Raw genomic sequence first — 15,699 nt, 5'->3', positions numbered from 1 at the left:
CGCCCCGGCCCGGGGTTATTCGGCGCCGTTCGCCTGTGCGGCGGCCTGCTTTTCGAGGTTGCCCGCGACTTCGGCCTGCCAGTTCTCGTTGGCGTGGGTGGTGTCGACTTCGTATTCGAAGCGGCCCGTCATCTCCGGCGTGATATCGGCGACGTCCACATAGAACTGCTCGTACCAGCGGCGATGCTGGTAGACCGGCCCGTCCTCCTGGGTGAGCAGCGGATTGTCGATGCGGGTCTTGTGTTTCCAGATCTCGACGTCCTGCAGGAAGCCGACGCCGAAGCTCTTGCCGAAGGATTTGGCGAGTTTCTCGGATTTCTCCGGCGGCAGGCCCTCGATGCGCTGCACGCTCACGCCCCACTGCAGCATGAAGGAGTTGTGGGTGACGGGGTAGTGGCAGTTGATGAGCGCCACCTCGACGGTGTTGTCGCCGAAGTCGTTGTGCAGGTAGTTGATCATGTAGGACGGCCCGAAATAGGAGGCCTCCGAACGCAGCAGCGACATTTCCTGCGAGTAGTTGGACTTGGCGTTGATGTCCTGACGGCTCTTGGAGTGCAGGAACTGGGTCGCCACATGCCCTTCGAACACATTCTTGAAGTACACCGGGTACGCGAAGTGAATGTAGAAGAAGTGCGCCATGTCGACGTTGTTGTCGATGATCTCGCGGCAATGCGAGCCCTCGATGAGCACCGAATTCCAGTCCCAGTCGCTCCACCGGTCGGTGTCGATGCCCTCGATGTGCGGAATGGCGACTTCGGGCGGCGGGGGATTGCCCTCCGGGTCGTTCCACACGAAGAACTGCCCGTTCTCCTCGCAGGTGATCCAGGATCTGGTGCGGGCCAACGGCGGAACGCGCCGCGCGTAGGGAATGGCGGCGCATTTGCCGTCGCCGCGCCACCTCCAATCGTGGAAGGGGCAGGCGATATTGTCGTCCTTGACGCTGCCGTAGGCGAGGTCCGCGCCCATGTGCCGGCAGTAGCCGTCGAGTGCGTGCAATTCGCCCTTGCTGTCGGACCAGATCACCAGTTTGGTGCCGAAGGCGTTGATCGAGTGTGGTTGTCCGTCCCGGAAGTTTTCGGCGAGCCCGAGGCAATGCCACCCTCGGGCGAACCGTGTCATCGGTTCGCCGACATCGATGCTGCGATACTGCTGCTTCATTTGCGTCCTCCGCGATTGATTATCGGCGCCATCACGTCGGGCAGCAGTCGATTGAGCCCGATGATGATCCGGTTGTAGGCCGGAAAGCTGATGTACTGCTTGTTCTTTGCCACGCCGTGCAGGATCGCGTCGGCGGCGTCGAGGGGTGTCACCTTGGCGAAGGGCAGCTTGTCGATGCCGGCGCGGTAGCTGTAGCCGGGCAGGTTCACGGCATTGTCGAAGATGCCGGTGTCGACCACGCCGGGCAGTACGACGCTGACTTTGATCCCGTGTTCGGCGGCTTCGGCGCGCAGCGAGGTGCTCAGGCCGACCACCGCGTGTTTGGTGGCGGCGTAGGCGGTGGAGCGGGCGACCGGCATGACGCCGGCGCTGCTGGCGGTATTGACGATGTGCCCGCCGCCCTGTTCGAGCATGCGCGCGTAGGCGAGGTGGGTGCCGTGGACGACGCCCCAGAAGTTGATGTCGACGATCTTGCGCCAGGTCGCGTCGGTCATGTTCGCGAAGTCCCCGCCGACCACGATGCCCGCGTTGTTGAACATGTAGTCGAGTCGCCCGTGGTCGGCGATGACGCGCTCCACCACCTCGGCGAGGGACTCGCGCGCGGTGACGTCGACGACCAGGGTGGTGAGCTCCCCGGAACTGCTCGCGGCCAGTGCGTCCAGGCCCGCCGCATCGCGATCGACGGCGTAGACGCGCGCCCCGTGGCCGAGCAGCCTGGTCACGAGCGCGCGCCCGATGCCCGAGGCGGCGCCCGTGACGATCGCGGTGGCCGTGAAATAGGTCATGGACCCGACGTTAAGCGACTTCGCTTAATGGAACAAGTGTCAGTTTTGCTCCGGAATCAGAGCTTGCGATACCGCCGCACAACGACTTTCGCGGGCCGGATCGAGCGATCGCCTATGGTCAGGCCCGGCTGGATGACCGACTCCACCGTCTTGTCCGCCTCCGGGTCGTCGGTCCCGGCGACTTCGGCGGCCTCCATGGTCTCCGGATCGAACGCCGTGCCCCGGAACGGCGTCACCAGCTCGCCGCCGCGTTCGGCCAGCATGCGCTCGACCCGGCGGTTGATGGCCTCGAAGCCTTGCCGGTCCGGCTCGGAATTCGAAGTGGAGACGAAGGTCTGGGCCAAGCCGTGCAGCGCGAACAGGTCGCGGAGCAGGGGTGCGTCGGCCTCGGCGCGCTCCTCGCGGTCCTTGAGTTTGGCCGCGTCGGCTAGTCGCTCGATGGTGGCGGCCTGCCGGGCGATGACGCGGGCGAGGTCGTCGATGCGTTCGGTGATGCGGTCGAGCGGGGTCGCGGGGTCCACCTGGGGAATCGTGGCCGCCGGGGCTGGATCGGTCATGGTGGAACGATAGACCCAGGTGTCGGCGGTGACTGCTACCATCGCCGCCATGGGGGTCTATGGAATCGATCTGGGCACAACGAATTCGGCAATTGCGGCAATTGACGCCGATGGCCGGCCCCAGGTGTTGATCGGTCTCAAGGGTGAACCGACCGTCCCGTCCGTGGTGCTGTTCGCCTCCGCCACCGACCACGTGGTCGGCGAGGGCGCCCGCCGCCAGGCCCGCCTGGATCCCGACAATGTCTGCACCCTGGTGAAACGCCGTATGGGTGACGCGGAATGGCGGTTCGGCGCGCACGGGCAGCTGTGGTCCGCGCCCGCGGTCTCGGCGCTCATCCTGAAAAGCCTTGCCGCCGACGCCGAGTTCTCCGGTGGCGAACCGGTGCGCCGGGCGGTGATCACGGTGCCCGCCTACTTCGGTGACGAGGAGCGCCGCGCCACCATCCAGGCCGGAACCTACGCCGGATTCGACGTGGCGGGCGTGCTCTCGGAGCCGATCGCCGCGGCGCTGTCCTACGGTTTCGGGCGGCTCGACGGCGGCATCGAACTCGACAAGGGTCCCGCGCGCGAAACCGTGCTGGTCTACGACCTCGGCGGCGGCACCTTCGACGCCACCGTCATCGAACTGGCCGACCGCCGCATCTCGGTGCTCGCAGTGGAGGGCGACCATCAGCTCGGCGGCGCGGACTGGGACGAGCGGCTGGCCCTGTACCTGTCCCAGCAGTTCTGCACGGCCAACCCCGATGCCGAAGACCCGCTGGACGATTCGGTCGGCTCCCAGCTGCTGGTGCTGGCCGCCGAACAGGCCAAACAGGAACTCACCGCGGCCGAGACCACCGAGGTGGTGATCGCGCACGACGGCGCGCGAGCGGTGATCGAACTGACCCGGACCGACCTCGAGGCCCTGACCGCCTCGCTCATGCGCCGCACCCTGGACCTGACCAAGGCGGTGCTGGCCGCGGCCGAGCAGCGCGGGGTGCGGCGGGTGGACCGGCTGCTGCTGGTCGGCGGCTCCTCGCGGATGCCGATGGTGGCCGAGCAGCTACAGAAGGAATTCGGGCTCACCGGCGAATTGCGCGACCCGGATCTGTCGGTGGCGCGCGGCGCCGCCCTCTACGGCGAGAAGCTGGAGATGGAGCGCCTCGTCGCCGCGGATCTGGTGACCCGGGGCCGGCTGCGCGACGGCGCCGCGCTCGGCGCCGCCGATCCGGGGGATCTGGAGTCCTCGCTGGCGCGGGTGGCCGAATCCTTCGGGCAGCCGGTGAGTCTGGTGCGGCGCATGATCGAGATCCAGGTGGACACCGTGGTGTCGCGCGGGTTCGGGGTGCTGGCGCTGGATCCGTTCAACGGGCTGGCGGCGAGCTGGCTGGTGCATCGCAATCAGACGCTGCCGATCAAGGTGCGGCGCTCCTACGGCACGGTGCGCGCGGATCAGGAACAGATCGAGCTGACCATCGTCGAGCAGCAGGGCCAGGCGGCGTCGACCCGGCCCGAGGATACGAAAGTGCTGGTGGAGGGGAGGATTCGCGATATTCCGCCGGGATATCCGGAGGGTAGTGAAGTCCGGGTCACCTTCGAGATGGGATTCGACGGTGTGCTGCACGTGACGGCCTACCATGTGGACGCCGATCTGCCGCTGACCCTGTCGGTGCAGACCGGGGCCACCCTGTCGCAGGCGGATGTGGAGCGCGAGCTGGATCAGCTGCAGCGCACCCGCCGCCGTAACTCCTGACCGGTACGCTGTCCGACGAAAAGCCATGCACGCCTTCGATCCCAATGACTATCGCAAACGCGTCCTCGCCGCCGTCGAACGCCGCGGCGGGCTCGCCGAATCCGATGCCTTCGAGCTGTACGACATTCCGCTCGCCGACGCGCCCCGCCTGAGTGACGACGAGGTGGCCGCGCGGGTCGCGGAGGTCTGGGCGTTCTGGCAGAAGCTGCGCGATCACCCCAAGTTCCGGGTGCTCGCGGGGCTGCTGGTGGACGCGCACTCCGACCTGTCGGGTCCGTTGCTGCACACCGGTTCCCGGCTGCACGAGGCCGACCGGGTGCGGCAGTTGCGCGACCGCCGCGACGCCGAACGCTTCGAGATGCTCGATGCCGCCATCGGGCGGCTGGTGCAGCGGCACAACGGGATTCCGGCGGGCAAGATCCCCGGCCTGGAGGACATCGGCCGCCTGGGTGGCCTGACGGTGGCCGAGGTCGCCGAGCGGGTCCGCCGCCACCGCATCATCGACGACGCTCCGGCCCCGCCACCGCCGCCCGCCGCGCCCGCCCTGAGTTCGGATCTGCGCCGCCAGATCCGTTCCCTGCTAGCCGAATTCGAGCGCCTGCGCGACAGCGACCCGGTCCCCACCCTGCTGTCCCTGCTCGACATGGATTTCTCCGCGGCCCACCGCACCACCGAGATCCGCCTGCGCGCCGAGGCCCTGCGCGCCCGTGCCCGAGAACTCCCGCCCGGCCGCATCCGCGTGGTCCTCGACGAGCTCCTGATCCACATCGGCGACCTTCTCGAACCCGGCGGCCCGATGGTCGACGCCTACCTGCTCACCATCACCGAATCGGTCACCGACCAGCTCCGCCCCCAGGTCCGCGCCGCGGTCCTCGTCGAAGACCTCCTGGTAGCACCGGATTTCGACTACCTCCTCGGCGTCGCCATCGCCGGCGGCCTGGACCGAGCCGCCGCCGAACGCATCCTCATCGCCCTCGCCGACGAACTCGGCACCACGGTCGAGGGCCGCGAACACTTGGCGGCCCCGCCCCGCCCGACCGGTTCCGCGCAAACAGGCACTGCCACAACATCGTCGACTTACTCGACCAACCCGCCGCGCACCGGTGCGGCCGGTGGATCTGCGGACCGGGCACGGGGTGGTCATGGTGCGGCGGGAAGTCCTGGACCGCAGCATGATCAGGGCACCGGTGCGGCGGCGGGTCATGCCGCCGCGGCGGGCAGCGCGGCCGCTGGATCGGACTCGGCCGGTGGATCCGGGTCCGGCGCATCTGATGCCCAGAGTCCCGCGAGCGCCCGTGGGCATGACGGTTCCGCGCGCATCGATTTCACCAGACCCTCCCGGTCTGGGGCGGGGACGGGAGGTCCCGGCTCACAGAACGATTCGAGTGCCTCGCGTGAGACGCGGTCCGATGGCGGTTGGGCGGGCGGCCCGGACCGGTCGCGGGCGCCGGAGCCGGAGCAGTGGCAGCGGACGCCGTATGACGCTGGGACGCAGTCGGGTCGGCCGTGGGAGGCCGCGTTGCGGGCGGCGCGGGCGTCGTTGCGGGCTGGGCGACCCAAGGAGGCGGCGGGGTTCGTCGTGGACGCACGCCGGTTGGTGGGGGATGACGCGGTGGCGGCGCGGTCGGTGCGCGCGGTGGGGGAGGACATCGACCGGGTGCTGGCCGAGGCGGTCGTGCATTGGCGCGGTGCCGTGTCCTGTTGTGCGGGGCGGCGGTTCGTGGAGGCGCTGTCACAGCATCTGGATTTCCTGGATCGGCGGGCGGCCGATGTGGCCAACCCGGATCCGCGTGGCGCGAGCCGGGAGTTGCTGATCGGGCGGGCGCGGGCGGCGGTGATCGAGGCGGGGCGTTTGTTCGAGGCGCTGCCCGCGGATCCGGCGCTGCGCATGCAGGCCGTGCTGGCCGTCCTGGACGTGTGCGCCGACCATGCCGAGGCGCGCGCGGCACTGGCCGAATTGCGGGTCGGCGCGCCCGGCCGGGTGACGGCCGCCCGCAAACCGGACGGCACGGTGGTGATCTCCTGGACCTCATCGGCGACCGAACAGGTCGAGTACCGGGTCACCCGGCTACTGGCGGACGGCTCATGGCGGGTGGTGGGCCGCACCCGCGGCACAGCCTTGGAGGACGGTGGCGCGCCTGCCGGACCGATGCCGGTGTATGGCGTGGTGGCGTCGATCTCGGGCAGGGCTTCCGAGGTGACCCGCTCGGACCAGCCATCCACGCCAGGCCAACCCGACGGGACGCCTGCGGCAACCGGAGCCGACGGAACCCCTGGCGCACACGGATCCCGCAGCGCTCCCGCTGCGAACGGACCCGGCAGGACTCCCGGTGCAGACGGCCGCGGTGGGACTCCCACTGCGAACGGACCCGACGGGTTCCCGTCGAATGGCCCCGGCGGGACTCCCGCGGCCGCTGACCTCGAACCCAGTGGTCTGCCGACCGTGCGGGCCTTGTCCGAGCGTGACGGCCTGCTGGTCTTCGACTGGCCGACCGGTATCACCGAGGTGATGGTGGTGGCCCGTCCCGACGCGCCGCCCGTCGACCCGGAGGATCCGCGGGCGCAGCGCTGGAAGGTCACCAATATGCGCTACGAGATCGAGGGCGGGGTGCGGATTCCCGCCGAGATCCCGCGTCCGTGTCATGTGGCGGTGGCGTCGTGTCGTCGTGAGCCGTCCGGAACCCTCACCGTCGCGGCCGGTTTCGGCGCTGCGGCCCGGATTCGCTGGGTGCGGTGAGGGCGGCTCGTCCCCCGCATGGGTAGCGGCTGGCCTCGCATGGGAATCTGGTGGAGGCCGGGATGGTTGCTGCCAGGACGGTCGTGAACAGAGAGGCGGAACCGGGTGACTCCGAAGTTGATGGCGGTGAGCGACATCCATGTCGGTCATCAGGGCAACAAGCCGGTGGTCGAGGCGATCCACGCGGATTCCCCGGAGGACTGGCTGATCCTGGCCGGTGACGTCGGCGAGAAGACCGATGACATCCGCTGGGCCCTGCAGACCCTGCGCGGCCGCTTCGCCAAGGTCATCTGGGTGCCCGGTAATCACGAATTGTGGACCACGGCAAAGGATCCCGTGCAGATGCACGGCGCGGCCCGCTACGACTACCTGGTGTCGCTGTGCCGTGACCTGGATGTCGTCACCCCCGAGGACCCGTTCCCGGTGTGGGAGGGCGCGGGCGCGGAGGAGTTCGGCGGCGCGGTCACCTTGGCCCCGCTGTTCATGCTCTACGACTACTCGTGGCTGCCCGAGGGCGCGAAGACCAAGGCCGAGGGCCTGGCGATCGCCCGCGAACGCAATGTGGTGGCCACCGACGAGTTCCTGCTCTCGGCCGAGCCGTACCTGACCCGCGACGCCTGGTGTCATGCCCGCGTCCAGTACACCCAGCGCCGCCTCGACGCCCTGCCCGCCGAGACCCCGTTGGTCCTGATCAACCACTTCCCGCTGCTGCGCAAGCCGGTCGACATGATGTGGTACCCGGAGTTCGCGCTGTGGTGCGGCACCGACCTCACCGCCGACTGGCACACCAGCTACAACGTGGTCTGCGCGGTCTACGGCCACCTCCACATCCCCCGCACCACCTGGTACGACGGCGTCCGCTTCGAGGAAGTCTCCCTCGGCTACCCCCGCGAATGGCAGCGCCGCGGCCTCCCCGACAAGCTGCTGCGCCAGATCCTGCCGGTCCCCGACTACGGCGACACCCTCAACGAGTGGGGCGGCCACTTCAAGATCACCCCGGAGATGCAGGCCGCCGCCCTGAAGATGAAGGAGCAGGCCGAACGCCGCCGCGGTCTGGTCTGAGGCGACCCGCAGGCCGTGCGCGGCAGCTTCGGCTGCCCGCGCGGTGGTCAACGGTGGCGTCCGCGCTCGCGCCTCCGCTCCGGCCAACCCGATAGCGAGGCGTCGGTGCGGTCCGCCCGGCACGGCGTAGGTTCCGCCAGGCAGACTGGTCGCGAGTCGTCCGCACAGCTGTTGCGCGGTTCTCGGCGAGCGGGCGTTGTCCCGCGGGGAGGTCCGCACCTCGGCTGCCCGGTAGGCTCGATTCGGCAGTTGGTGGTAGCGATCAGGAGGCGGGTCATCGAGGAGCGGGCAGTCGCGGCGACGGAGTCGGCGCGCATTCTCGGCAGGATTCTCCCGAACGGGGTCGCGGCGGCGGAGCTGACGGCCTACCCGGAGGATCTGAAACCGCATCCCGGCGAGGAGCATCTGATCGCCCGTGCCGTGGAGAAGCGGCGGCGTGATTTCATCGGCGCGCGCTATTGCGCCCGGCAGGCGCTGACCCAGCTCGGCGAGCCCGCGGTCGCGATCGGCAAGGGTGGCACCGGCGAGCCGGTGTTCCCGCGCGGCATCGTCGGCAGCCTCACCCACTGCGACGGCTACCGCGCCGCGGCACTGGGCCACAAACTGCGTTTCCGCTCGATCGGCATCGATGCCGAACCGCACGGTCAGCTCCCCGATGGTGTACTGGGTTCGGTGAGCCTCGAGCCCGAACGCGAGTGGCTTTCCGCCGTGCTCCCCGGCACCAGCCTGCACCTGGATCGACTCCTGTTCTGCGCCAAGGAGGCCACCTACAAGGCGTGGTTCCCCCTGACCGGCTTGTGGCTCGGCTTCGAGGACGCGCACATCACTTTCACCGTGGACGAGGAGTCCGCCGCCGGCGGCGCGGGCACCTTCCACTCCGACCTGCTGATCCCCGGCCCCGTCACCGACGGCGGCACCCCGTTGACCTCGTTCGACGGCCGCTGGGTGATCAGTGACGGTCTCATTCTCACCGCGATCGTGGAGGCCTGATGGGTCAGGAATCGACGGCGGTGCAGGCTGGGGTGCCCGCGGAATCCGGTACCGGGATAGCGTCATCCGGCTCGGCGGCGTCCGGCACGGTGGCGAGCGGCGTCGGCTCGGAGGCAGCGGGATCCGAGGCGGCAGGGACCGCTGAGGGAACGGCGGCGCGCGGCGGGAAGCGCCGTGGTCAGCCCGGCCCGAAGCGCGAGAAGCTGCCGCCGCTGGTCGATGCCTTCGGCGGTCTGCTGATCGTCGACAAGGAGGGCGGCTGGACCAGTCACGACGTGGTCGCCAAGAGCCGAAGGCTGTTGCGCACCAAGAAGGTCGGCCACGCCGGCACTCTCGACCCGATGGCGACCGGCGTGCTGGTGCTGGGCGTGGAGCGCGCCACCAAACTGCTGGGCCAGCTCATCCTGACCACCAAGTCGTACACGGCGACCATCCGTTTGGGGCAGTCCACCATCACCGATGACGCCGAGGGCGAGGTCACCGCGACCACCGCTGCGGGCCACCTCGCCGATGCCGACATCGCCGCGCGGGTAGCCGAATTGACCGGCGACATCCAGCAGGTCCCCGCCACCGTCAGCGCCATCAAGGTCAACGGCGAGCGCGCCTACGCCCGCGCCCGCGCCGGTGAGGAAGTGGAGCTCGCCGCCCGTCCGGTGACGGTCAGCCGCTTCGACATCCTGGCCCGCCGCGACATCGACACCGGCGACACCCATTTCGTCGACCTCGACGTGGCGGTGGACTGCTCCTCGGGCACCTACATCCGCGCCCTGGCCCGTGACCTCGGTGAAAAGCTGGGCGTCGGAGGCCATCTCACCGCCCTGCGCCGAACCGCGGTCGGCCCCTTCACTCTCGATCACGCCCGCACCCTCGACCAGGTGGAGGCGGCGGCCGCGGCCGGTGAACCGGTGCTCAACCTGGACATCGACGCGGCCGTCCGCACCGCCTTCGCGGTCCGCGACATCACCGAGACGCAGGCGAACGATCTCCGGAACGGCCGCTGGCTCGAACCGGTCGGTCTCCCCGGCGTTTACGCGGCCCTGGACCCGTCCGGCCACGCCATCGCCCTGCTCCAGGAGTCCGGCAAACGCGCCTCGTCCGTCATGGTCGTCCGACCGGCGAACCTCTGACACTGCCCATCCTCTGAACTGTTGCCGCCCAATCGCTTACCGGCGTGAGCGATCGGGCGGCACCATGGAATGGTCGTGCGGCCGTGCAGAGGAGGCGATCATGCCCACCGACCTCTCCCTCGATTCCATGAAGCAGTTCGTCGCGGACCATTTCGAGGAGTTCGTGAACCGGCGCAATGCCGCCGTCATCCACCGCAATATGACCCCCGATTTCCTCGACCACGACGGGCCCGGGGGTGAACCCACCGACCTGATCGGTGACGAAAAGATGATGCTCGGCCTGTACGAGGCGCTGCCAGGACTGCATGTCACGGTGGTGGAGATGCTCGCCGAGGGCGACAAGGTCATGTGCCGCAACATCTGGCGCTGGACCGACCGGGTGACAGGGCAGCCGATGACGTTCCAGGGTTTCGTGCTGTGGCGTTTCCAAGGTCGCCGGATCGCCGAGCGCTGGGCCACCGTCACCCAGCCCGCACCGCATCCGGGCTGGGCCTAGTTCGTTCCGGCGGTCGAGATGCCGCTCGCCCTGGGTGGAGCGTGCCCCACGGGACTCGGGTGAACGTGTAGCCCCGTTTCGACATCGGCCGTCCGGCGGCCAGGGGTCCGTTCACGGCCCGGCTATCAGGTTGTCCCCGCGACGCTTTCGCCGCCTACAGTTCAGGGGTGGAGTTGCGGCAATTGCGGTATTTCGTGGCGGTGGCCGAAGAGCTGCATTTCCGGCGGGCGGCGGAGCGGTTGTTCATCTCCACTCCGACGCTGAGCCAGCAGATCCGCGCCATCGAGCGCGAGGTGGGCGGGCCGCTGTTGATCCGCGGCAACCACGGGGTCGAGTTGACCGCGGCGGGCGAGGTGCTGTTGAAGACGGCGCGAAATGTGTTGGAGGCCGCCGAGATCGCGCTGCGGGAGACGCGGGCGGTCGCCCAGCCAGGTAACGCGGTGTTCCGGCTCGGCATCGTGAACGGCGCTCCCGCCTGGCTGCCCGGCCGGATCGAGGCGCTGGTGAAGGCGCGGCAGCCGGGTGTGCGGGTCACGCTGACCACCGGCACCAGTGGCGATCAGGCGCGGCTGCTCGATCGGGACGACGTGGATCTGGCAGTCCTGCGGTTGCCGGTCCGCCTGGCCGATCACCTCACCTGCACCCCGATCGCCGACGAGGAGCTCGGCATCGTGATGTCGCGCCAGAACCCGCTGGCCGCAGCGGTTTCGGTGGAGCCGGGTCGCATCGGCGACCAGGAACTCATCATGTTCGCCCGTGACGCCGCCCCGGAGGTGCACGACTCGGTCCTCGCGCAGCTCCGCGAACGCGGCGCATCGGTGGTCTTGAGCGACAGCGCCATGAGCCACGCCCAGATGCTCCAATTTCTGCCCCTGCGCCCCGAGGCGATCGGCGTCGGTTCCGCCCGCACCGCCTCGGTGCCCGGCCTGGTGTGGCGTCCCCTCCGCCCGCGCCCCCTGGTCATCACCTACGCCGCGGCCTGGCGCACCGTCACCCGAAACCCCCTGCTGCACACCATGGCTGACGCCCTAGCCGGCGGTCTGCGCCTGACTTCGGATCGATCGGCTTTCCCGCCGGGAGAGTGACCGTCAGCCGCGGATCGGTGCGCGGCTGCCGAGGGTACTGGAATCGCGGGGATCGGTTCGCGGATTGCTGGCGTACTGGAATCGCGGACATCGGTTCGCAGGTTCCGGGCGGTACTCGATTCGCTGGGACCGGTTCGCCGCTGCCGGCGGCACCTGAACCGCCGTCGATCGGCTCGCACCCCCTGGTCGGTCGGCTGATCCCGTTCCCTTGACTTTTCACGTGATCCGGCTCACACTCCTAACTGTGTTAGGCGAAACTACGCGCGATAGGAAAGCCGAACGCCGTGAGGCGACTCGGCGGGAGATTCTCGACGTCGCGTGGGCGGTGGCCCGCGAGCACGGCCTGGCCCAGCTCACGCTGCGGGAGGTGGCCGATCGGGTCGGGATGCGAGCGCCCTCGCTGTACACGCACTTCGCGTCCAAGAACGCGATCTACGACGCCATGTTCGGCGCGGCCTGGGAGGAGTGCGAGCGGGTCGCCGCGCAGGCGCAGCAGGCGCTGCCGGACACGCCGCGGGCCCGGCTCCGGGCCATGACGCGGACCTTCTTCGAGTTCTCGGTGGCGGACCTGGCGCGCTACCAGTTGATGAATCAGCGCACGATTCCCGGCTTCACTCCGTCGGAGGAGGCGTTCGCGCCCTCGGTGCGGTCGGTGCAGTCGGCGGTCGATCTGCTGGGTGCGGCCGGGGTGACCGACCGCGACGATGTCGAGATCCTCTTCGCCCTGATCGCCGGCCTGGTGGATCAGCAGCTGGCCAATGATCCCGGCGGCGACACTCGCCGCCGCCTGCTGGATCGGGCCGTGGAGATGTGGGCCGACGGCGTGGGCCTGCCGCCGGACCCCGCAATATCGGGGCCCGAACCGCATTAGGGGAAGCCATGCGTGACAACCAGACCACAGAGCGCGGCGCCGTCCAGTCGCCGCTGCAGCCCGGCATCGCCCGCCCGGACGCCATGCGGCTGGCGGCGGACGAGTACGCCCGCGTCGCCGATGCCGTCGCCGCTCTCGCGCCGGGCGACTGGGATCGACCCACCGAATGCACGGAATGGACAGTGCACCAATTGGTCTCGCATGTGGTGGGCATGGCCAGGATGGCCTCCTCGCCCCTCGAGAGCCGCCGCCAGATGCGCATCGCGGCCACGCGGCCCGGAGGGGAGGCCGAGATGGTCGACGCGCTCACCGCCTTGCAGGTCCGCGAATTCAGCAGGTACACACCGGCCGAACTGGTCGTCAAGGTCGCCGATATCGGCCCGAAGGCCGCCAAGGGCCGTCGCCGCACGCCCGGATTCCTGCGCCGCCGCCCGATGGGCGATCAGCAAGTGATCAACGGCGTCGCCGAGACGTGGGCCCTCGGCTTCCTCATCGACGTCATCCTGACCCGCGACCCCTGGATGCACCGCATCGACCTGAGTCGCGCCACCGGCCGCCCCCTGGCCCTGACCGCCGACCACGACGGCCGCATCGTCGACGACGTGGTCCGCGAATGGGCTGCCCGCCACGGCAAGCCGTACCGCCTCACCCTCACCGGCCCCGCCGGCGGCACCTGGGCCACCCCGGGCGGCGACGGCGAAGCCTTCGAACTCGACGCCATCGAGTTCTGCCGCGCCGTCTCGGGACGAGGAACCACCCCCGCCCCGTTCGACACCCAGGTCCCGTTCTGACGGTGCGGCAGTGGGATTCAGCCTCGCCAGATTCCGCTGTCGAGGAAGCGATCCCACTGTTCGCCGGAGAACACCAGGGCCGGGCCGGCCGGATCCTTCGAGTCGCGGACGCCGACCGCGCCGGCGGAGAGATGCGCGATCTCGACGCACGTGTCGGCGTTCGGGCTCTTGGTGGATTTGAACCATCGTGCGGTGGATAGATCGATCACGCCCGGTACTCCTCTGCGATCCTCGAAAACAGTTGCCTGGTATCGCTTTCGCTCAACGCTACCTGCTCGATTCCAGCGATCGCCCGCCGATGCCGGTCGATGACGTCGGCGTGCTCCAGGTACAGGGCACCTTCGTATCCTTCGACGTAGACGACCGGTGGCTCGGTCAGGTTGCGACTCGACAAAGGTGGAAATTCGAGCAGCGTGAACGACTGGACCACCAGCCCCGGGTGATCGTCGGCGTCCAGGGGCACAAGCTGTAGACAGATGTTGGGCCGGGTGGACAGGTCGGCAAGGTAGCGGGCCTGCTCGGCCATGACCTTCCGGCCGCCCGGCTTGTGTCCCAGAACCGCCTCCGACAGTAGGCATTTCATCCTGAGCGCGTCCGCCCGATCGGCGATCATTGTCTGCCTGCGGGCAGCCAGTTCCAGTCGTCGTTCGACATCGACGGCAGATAATGCCGGATCGGCGATCCGGATCATCGCGCGCCGATATTCGGGATGCTGCAACAGCCCGGGGATCAGGGCCAGCTGGAAGATGGTGATGCTGCGGGCGGTGGCCTCCAGCGATAGGTACTGGTCGAAGTGGTACGCGTACTGGTCGGAATAGGCCCGCCACCAACCCGCCGACGTCCCGTTTCGCTTGGCGGCCCGGACTTCCTGTTTGACCTCGTCCCACAAGCCGAGCACTTCGGATCGCTCCGCGCTCGGATTGTCGATTCCATAAAAGTCGAGCAGTGAACCAATCTGGACGGTTGAGATCTTTATTTTCTGACCATCCTCCATTCGTCCGAGGGTCTGCGGAGATATCTCGATGTGCAGACCGGCGGCCAATTGGCTCTTGCCCGAGCCCATTCGGTGCCCCCGCAGCAGCCGTCCGAGTGCTCTGAGCGGGAGAGTTGATCCAGCCATTTCGTTAGCCTCGCTATCCGGGACGCTCCAAACTGATTGCTCCATACTGGGTTACCGATCGAATTAGTCGAATTACTAGTTTCGACGTGCCAATTCTATTGCCGCAGGTGTCTACTGAAGTCTCGAAAGCGAAAAGCCGAGGGGAGCAATCAATGTACACCGATCTGCCGTCGAAGGATCTGCTCCTGGATGCCTGTGCGGGCACTGTCGCCGTGCCGCATCCGCTGTTGCAGGCCGCCTACGAACTGGCCAGTCTTCACGAAGCGCGCCATGTCGCCGACCAGGGGGAGCGGCCCGGAATCGATTGCGCCCGTGTGCGATTGATCCACGATATCGACCGCTGGACCGCGCACGCCCTGCCGCGCCCCTTCGCCGCCGCCTCCCTGCACACCGAAACCCTCGGCATGGTGGTGGACCGGATGGCCGAATTCTCGGTGGCCGCCCGCTCCGCACTGGCTGCCACCGACCCCGAATGCCTGCTGCACCACGCCTGGACCCGCCTGGCCGACCTCTCCCTCGCCTACGCCGACCTCTCCCACGACCTCGCCGCCCGCACCCGCCGCATCCCCGACTCCATCACCCCGCACCCGGGAGACCCGCGATGACCACCCTGTGGCTTGTCTTCCTCCTCGGCTCGACCGCCGGCAGCGCCCTGACCTGGCTGGTCTCCCGTGCTCCCCGTCGCACCCATCGTACTCAGGAACGCTGGACGGTAGCGGCGATCACCGCCCGAATCGAGCACGAACGCACCCAGTTCGGCTCTCCACCATCGATTCTGGCGATTCACAATGCCCGCTGATGAATTGCCTCTGAATAGCTGTTTCAGTTCTGACCAGTTGGTCTCTACCGTTTCCGATGCGAGTGACTCCCCAACTCCGCTCGCATTGCCTCTACTCCGGAGAGGCAATCCGGGTGCCGCCGGTCGCGCGGGCCCGACCCCCGTGGTCGGCGGTACCCATCCCTTCGATGTCCTCCACTGCCGCAAGCTGAATGAGCTCGGCGCGGACACCGGCAGTGAGGCAACCGATCGGCCAGCACCCCAACCGGTTCTGGCCGATCCCACCTCGAGGCCGACACCATTGGGCCGCCGCCGATCTCACCGCCGGCCCCTCGCACTGGCCGGTTCGGTCAGCGCGGTATGCGGCAGTAGCGTGCGTTCAGAGAGCTCGAAGTCATTCCAGCGGGGGA

16 protein-coding genes are annotated in these 15,699 nt (G+C 68.6%); 11 read left to right on the top strand and 5 right to left on the bottom strand.

From position 1 onward, the window contains the following. Positions 1–15: 15 nt before the first annotated feature. From ACYVKL_RS25675 to ACYVKL_RS25665, 3 genes are read right to left on the bottom strand one after another with little or no spacing between them, the layout of a single operon-like run. Positions 16–1,158: a 3-ketosteroid-9-alpha-monooxygenase, oxygenase component gene (locus tag ACYVKL_RS25675; protein ID WP_379171530.1), complete on the bottom strand. Its 1,143-nt coding sequence runs from the start codon at positions 1,156–1,158 to the stop codon at positions 16–18. Beyond that, on the bottom strand, positions 1,155–1,943 hold the full coding sequence (locus ACYVKL_RS25670; RefSeq protein ID WP_379171528.1) for an SDR family NAD(P)-dependent oxidoreductase: 789 nt from the start codon (positions 1,941–1,943) through the stop codon (positions 1,155–1,157). The genes ACYVKL_RS25675 and ACYVKL_RS25670 overlap by 4 nt, the downstream gene beginning before the upstream one ends. 56 nt (positions 1,944–1,999) lie before the next feature. After that, entirely contained in the window at positions 2,000–2,500 is a 501-nt protein-coding gene (locus ACYVKL_RS25665) for a nucleotide exchange factor GrpE (protein ID WP_379171526.1), read from the bottom strand. A gap of 49 nt (positions 2,501–2,549) precedes the next feature. Here ACYVKL_RS25665 and ACYVKL_RS25660 point away from each other — a divergent pair, with 49 nt between their 5' ends. The 9 genes from ACYVKL_RS25660 (at position 2,550) to ACYVKL_RS25620 (ending at position 13,391) form a co-directional block, all read left to right on the top strand. Then, positions 2,550–4,232, top strand: coding sequence for an Hsp70 family protein (locus tag ACYVKL_RS25660; protein ID WP_357195872.1), 1,683 nt, complete (start codon positions 2,550–2,552; stop codon positions 4,230–4,232). Positions 4,233–4,257: 25 nt separating this feature from the next. Continuing rightward, positions 4,258–6,969, top strand: coding sequence for a SaeA-related protein (locus ACYVKL_RS25655; protein ID WP_379171524.1), 2,712 nt, complete (start codon positions 4,258–4,260; stop codon positions 6,967–6,969). Between the two features lie 105 nt (positions 6,970–7,074). Continuing rightward, the gene (locus ACYVKL_RS25650) at positions 7,075–8,031 is read left to right on the top strand and encodes a metallophosphoesterase family protein (RefSeq protein WP_379171521.1); all 957 of its coding nucleotides are present in this window, start codon (positions 7,075–7,077) and stop codon (positions 8,029–8,031) included. A 315-nt stretch (positions 8,032–8,346) separates the two neighbouring features. Continuing rightward, positions 8,347–9,021 (top strand): 4'-phosphopantetheinyl transferase Npt, encoded by a 675-nt coding sequence (gene npt, locus ACYVKL_RS25645; protein WP_379172045.1) that lies wholly within the window; start codon positions 8,347–8,349, stop codon positions 9,019–9,021. After that, positions 9,021–10,148 carry a tRNA pseudouridine(55) synthase TruB gene (gene truB, locus ACYVKL_RS25640; protein WP_379171519.1) on the top strand — a complete coding sequence of 376 codons (1,128 nt, stop codon included), beginning with the start codon at positions 9,021–9,023 and terminating at the stop codon, positions 10,146–10,148. Before npt ends, truB begins: the two co-directional genes overlap by 1 nt. Before the next feature lie 100 nt (positions 10,149–10,248). Beyond that, a complete protein-coding gene (locus ACYVKL_RS25635; protein ID WP_357194046.1) occupies positions 10,249–10,644 on the top strand; it encodes an ester cyclase in 396 nt (131 codons plus the stop codon). A gap of 167 nt (positions 10,645–10,811) precedes the next feature. Further along, positions 10,812–11,729: a LysR family transcriptional regulator gene (locus tag ACYVKL_RS25630; protein WP_379171516.1), complete on the top strand. Its 918-nt coding sequence runs from the start codon at positions 10,812–10,814 to the stop codon at positions 11,727–11,729. Between the two features lie 244 nt (positions 11,730–11,973). Further along, positions 11,974–12,600 (top strand): TetR/AcrR family transcriptional regulator, encoded by a 627-nt coding sequence (locus ACYVKL_RS25625; protein WP_379171514.1) that lies wholly within the window; start codon positions 11,974–11,976, stop codon positions 12,598–12,600. An 8-nt stretch (positions 12,601–12,608) separates the two neighbouring features. Beyond that, a complete protein-coding gene (locus ACYVKL_RS25620; RefSeq protein ID WP_379171512.1) occupies positions 12,609–13,391 on the top strand; it encodes a maleylpyruvate isomerase family mycothiol-dependent enzyme in 783 nt (260 codons plus the stop codon). Between the two features lie 17 nt (positions 13,392–13,408). On the opposite strand, the gene ACYVKL_RS25615 is transcribed toward ACYVKL_RS25620, so the two are convergent. Both ACYVKL_RS25615 and ACYVKL_RS25610 read right to left on the bottom strand, forming a co-directional pair. Further along, positions 13,409–13,600 (bottom strand): DUF397 domain-containing protein, encoded by a 192-nt coding sequence (locus ACYVKL_RS25615; RefSeq protein ID WP_379171510.1) that lies wholly within the window; start codon positions 13,598–13,600, stop codon positions 13,409–13,411. After that, on the bottom strand, positions 13,597–14,511 hold the full coding sequence (locus tag ACYVKL_RS25610; protein ID WP_379171508.1) for a helix-turn-helix domain-containing protein: 915 nt from the start codon (positions 14,509–14,511) through the stop codon (positions 13,597–13,599). The genes ACYVKL_RS25615 and ACYVKL_RS25610 overlap by 4 nt, the downstream gene beginning before the upstream one ends. 152 nt (positions 14,512–14,663) lie before the next feature. On the opposite strand from ACYVKL_RS25610, the gene ACYVKL_RS25605 reads away from it, so the two are divergent. Together ACYVKL_RS25605 and ACYVKL_RS25600 are read left to right on the top strand one after the other, a co-directional pair. Next, a complete protein-coding gene (locus ACYVKL_RS25605; RefSeq protein WP_379171507.1) occupies positions 14,664–15,116 on the top strand; it encodes a DUF4254 domain-containing protein in 453 nt (150 codons plus the stop codon). After that, positions 15,113–15,310: a hypothetical protein gene (locus ACYVKL_RS25600; protein ID WP_379171505.1), complete on the top strand. Its 198-nt coding sequence runs from the start codon at positions 15,113–15,115 to the stop codon at positions 15,308–15,310. The genes ACYVKL_RS25605 and ACYVKL_RS25600 overlap by 4 nt, the downstream gene beginning before the upstream one ends. The last annotated feature ends 389 nt before the right edge of the window (positions 15,311–15,699 follow it).

Source organism: Nocardia tengchongensis, from assembly GCF_054781395.1.
The sequence above is the reverse complement of the archived record's forward strand: the minus strand, read 5'-3'. Positions and strand labels throughout refer to the sequence as shown.

What these genes read in the sequence shown, in the direction of transcription:
- ACYVKL_RS25675 (WP_379171530.1), bottom strand. Translation starts at nt 1,158, where the DNA reads ATGAAGCAGCAGTATCGCAGCATCGATGTCGGCGAACCGATGACACGG.
- ACYVKL_RS25670 (WP_379171528.1), bottom strand. Translation starts at nt 1,943, where the DNA reads ATGACCTATTTCACGGCCACCGCGATCGTCACGGGCGCCGCCTCGGGC.
- ACYVKL_RS25665 (WP_379171526.1), bottom strand. Translation starts at nt 2,500, where the DNA reads ATGACCGATCCAGCCCCGGCGGCCACGATTCCCCAGGTGGACCCCGCG.
- ACYVKL_RS25660 (WP_357195872.1), top strand. Translation starts at nt 2,550, where the DNA reads ATGGGGGTCTATGGAATCGATCTGGGCACAACGAATTCGGCAATTGCG.
- ACYVKL_RS25655 (WP_379171524.1), top strand. Translation starts at nt 4,258, where the DNA reads ATGCACGCCTTCGATCCCAATGACTATCGCAAACGCGTCCTCGCCGCC.
- truB (WP_379171519.1), top strand. Translation starts at nt 9,021, where the DNA reads ATGGGTCAGGAATCGACGGCGGTGCAGGCTGGGGTGCCCGCGGAATCC.
- ACYVKL_RS25635 (WP_357194046.1), top strand. Translation starts at nt 10,249, where the DNA reads ATGCCCACCGACCTCTCCCTCGATTCCATGAAGCAGTTCGTCGCGGAC.
- ACYVKL_RS25620 (WP_379171512.1), top strand. Translation starts at nt 12,609, where the DNA reads ATGCGTGACAACCAGACCACAGAGCGCGGCGCCGTCCAGTCGCCGCTG.
- ACYVKL_RS25610 (WP_379171508.1), bottom strand. Translation starts at nt 14,511, where the DNA reads ATGGCTGGATCAACTCTCCCGCTCAGAGCACTCGGACGGCTGCTGCGG.
- ACYVKL_RS25605 (WP_379171507.1), top strand. Translation starts at nt 14,664, where the DNA reads ATGTACACCGATCTGCCGTCGAAGGATCTGCTCCTGGATGCCTGTGCG.
- ACYVKL_RS25600 (WP_379171505.1), top strand. Translation starts at nt 15,113, where the DNA reads ATGACCACCCTGTGGCTTGTCTTCCTCCTCGGCTCGACCGCCGGCAGC.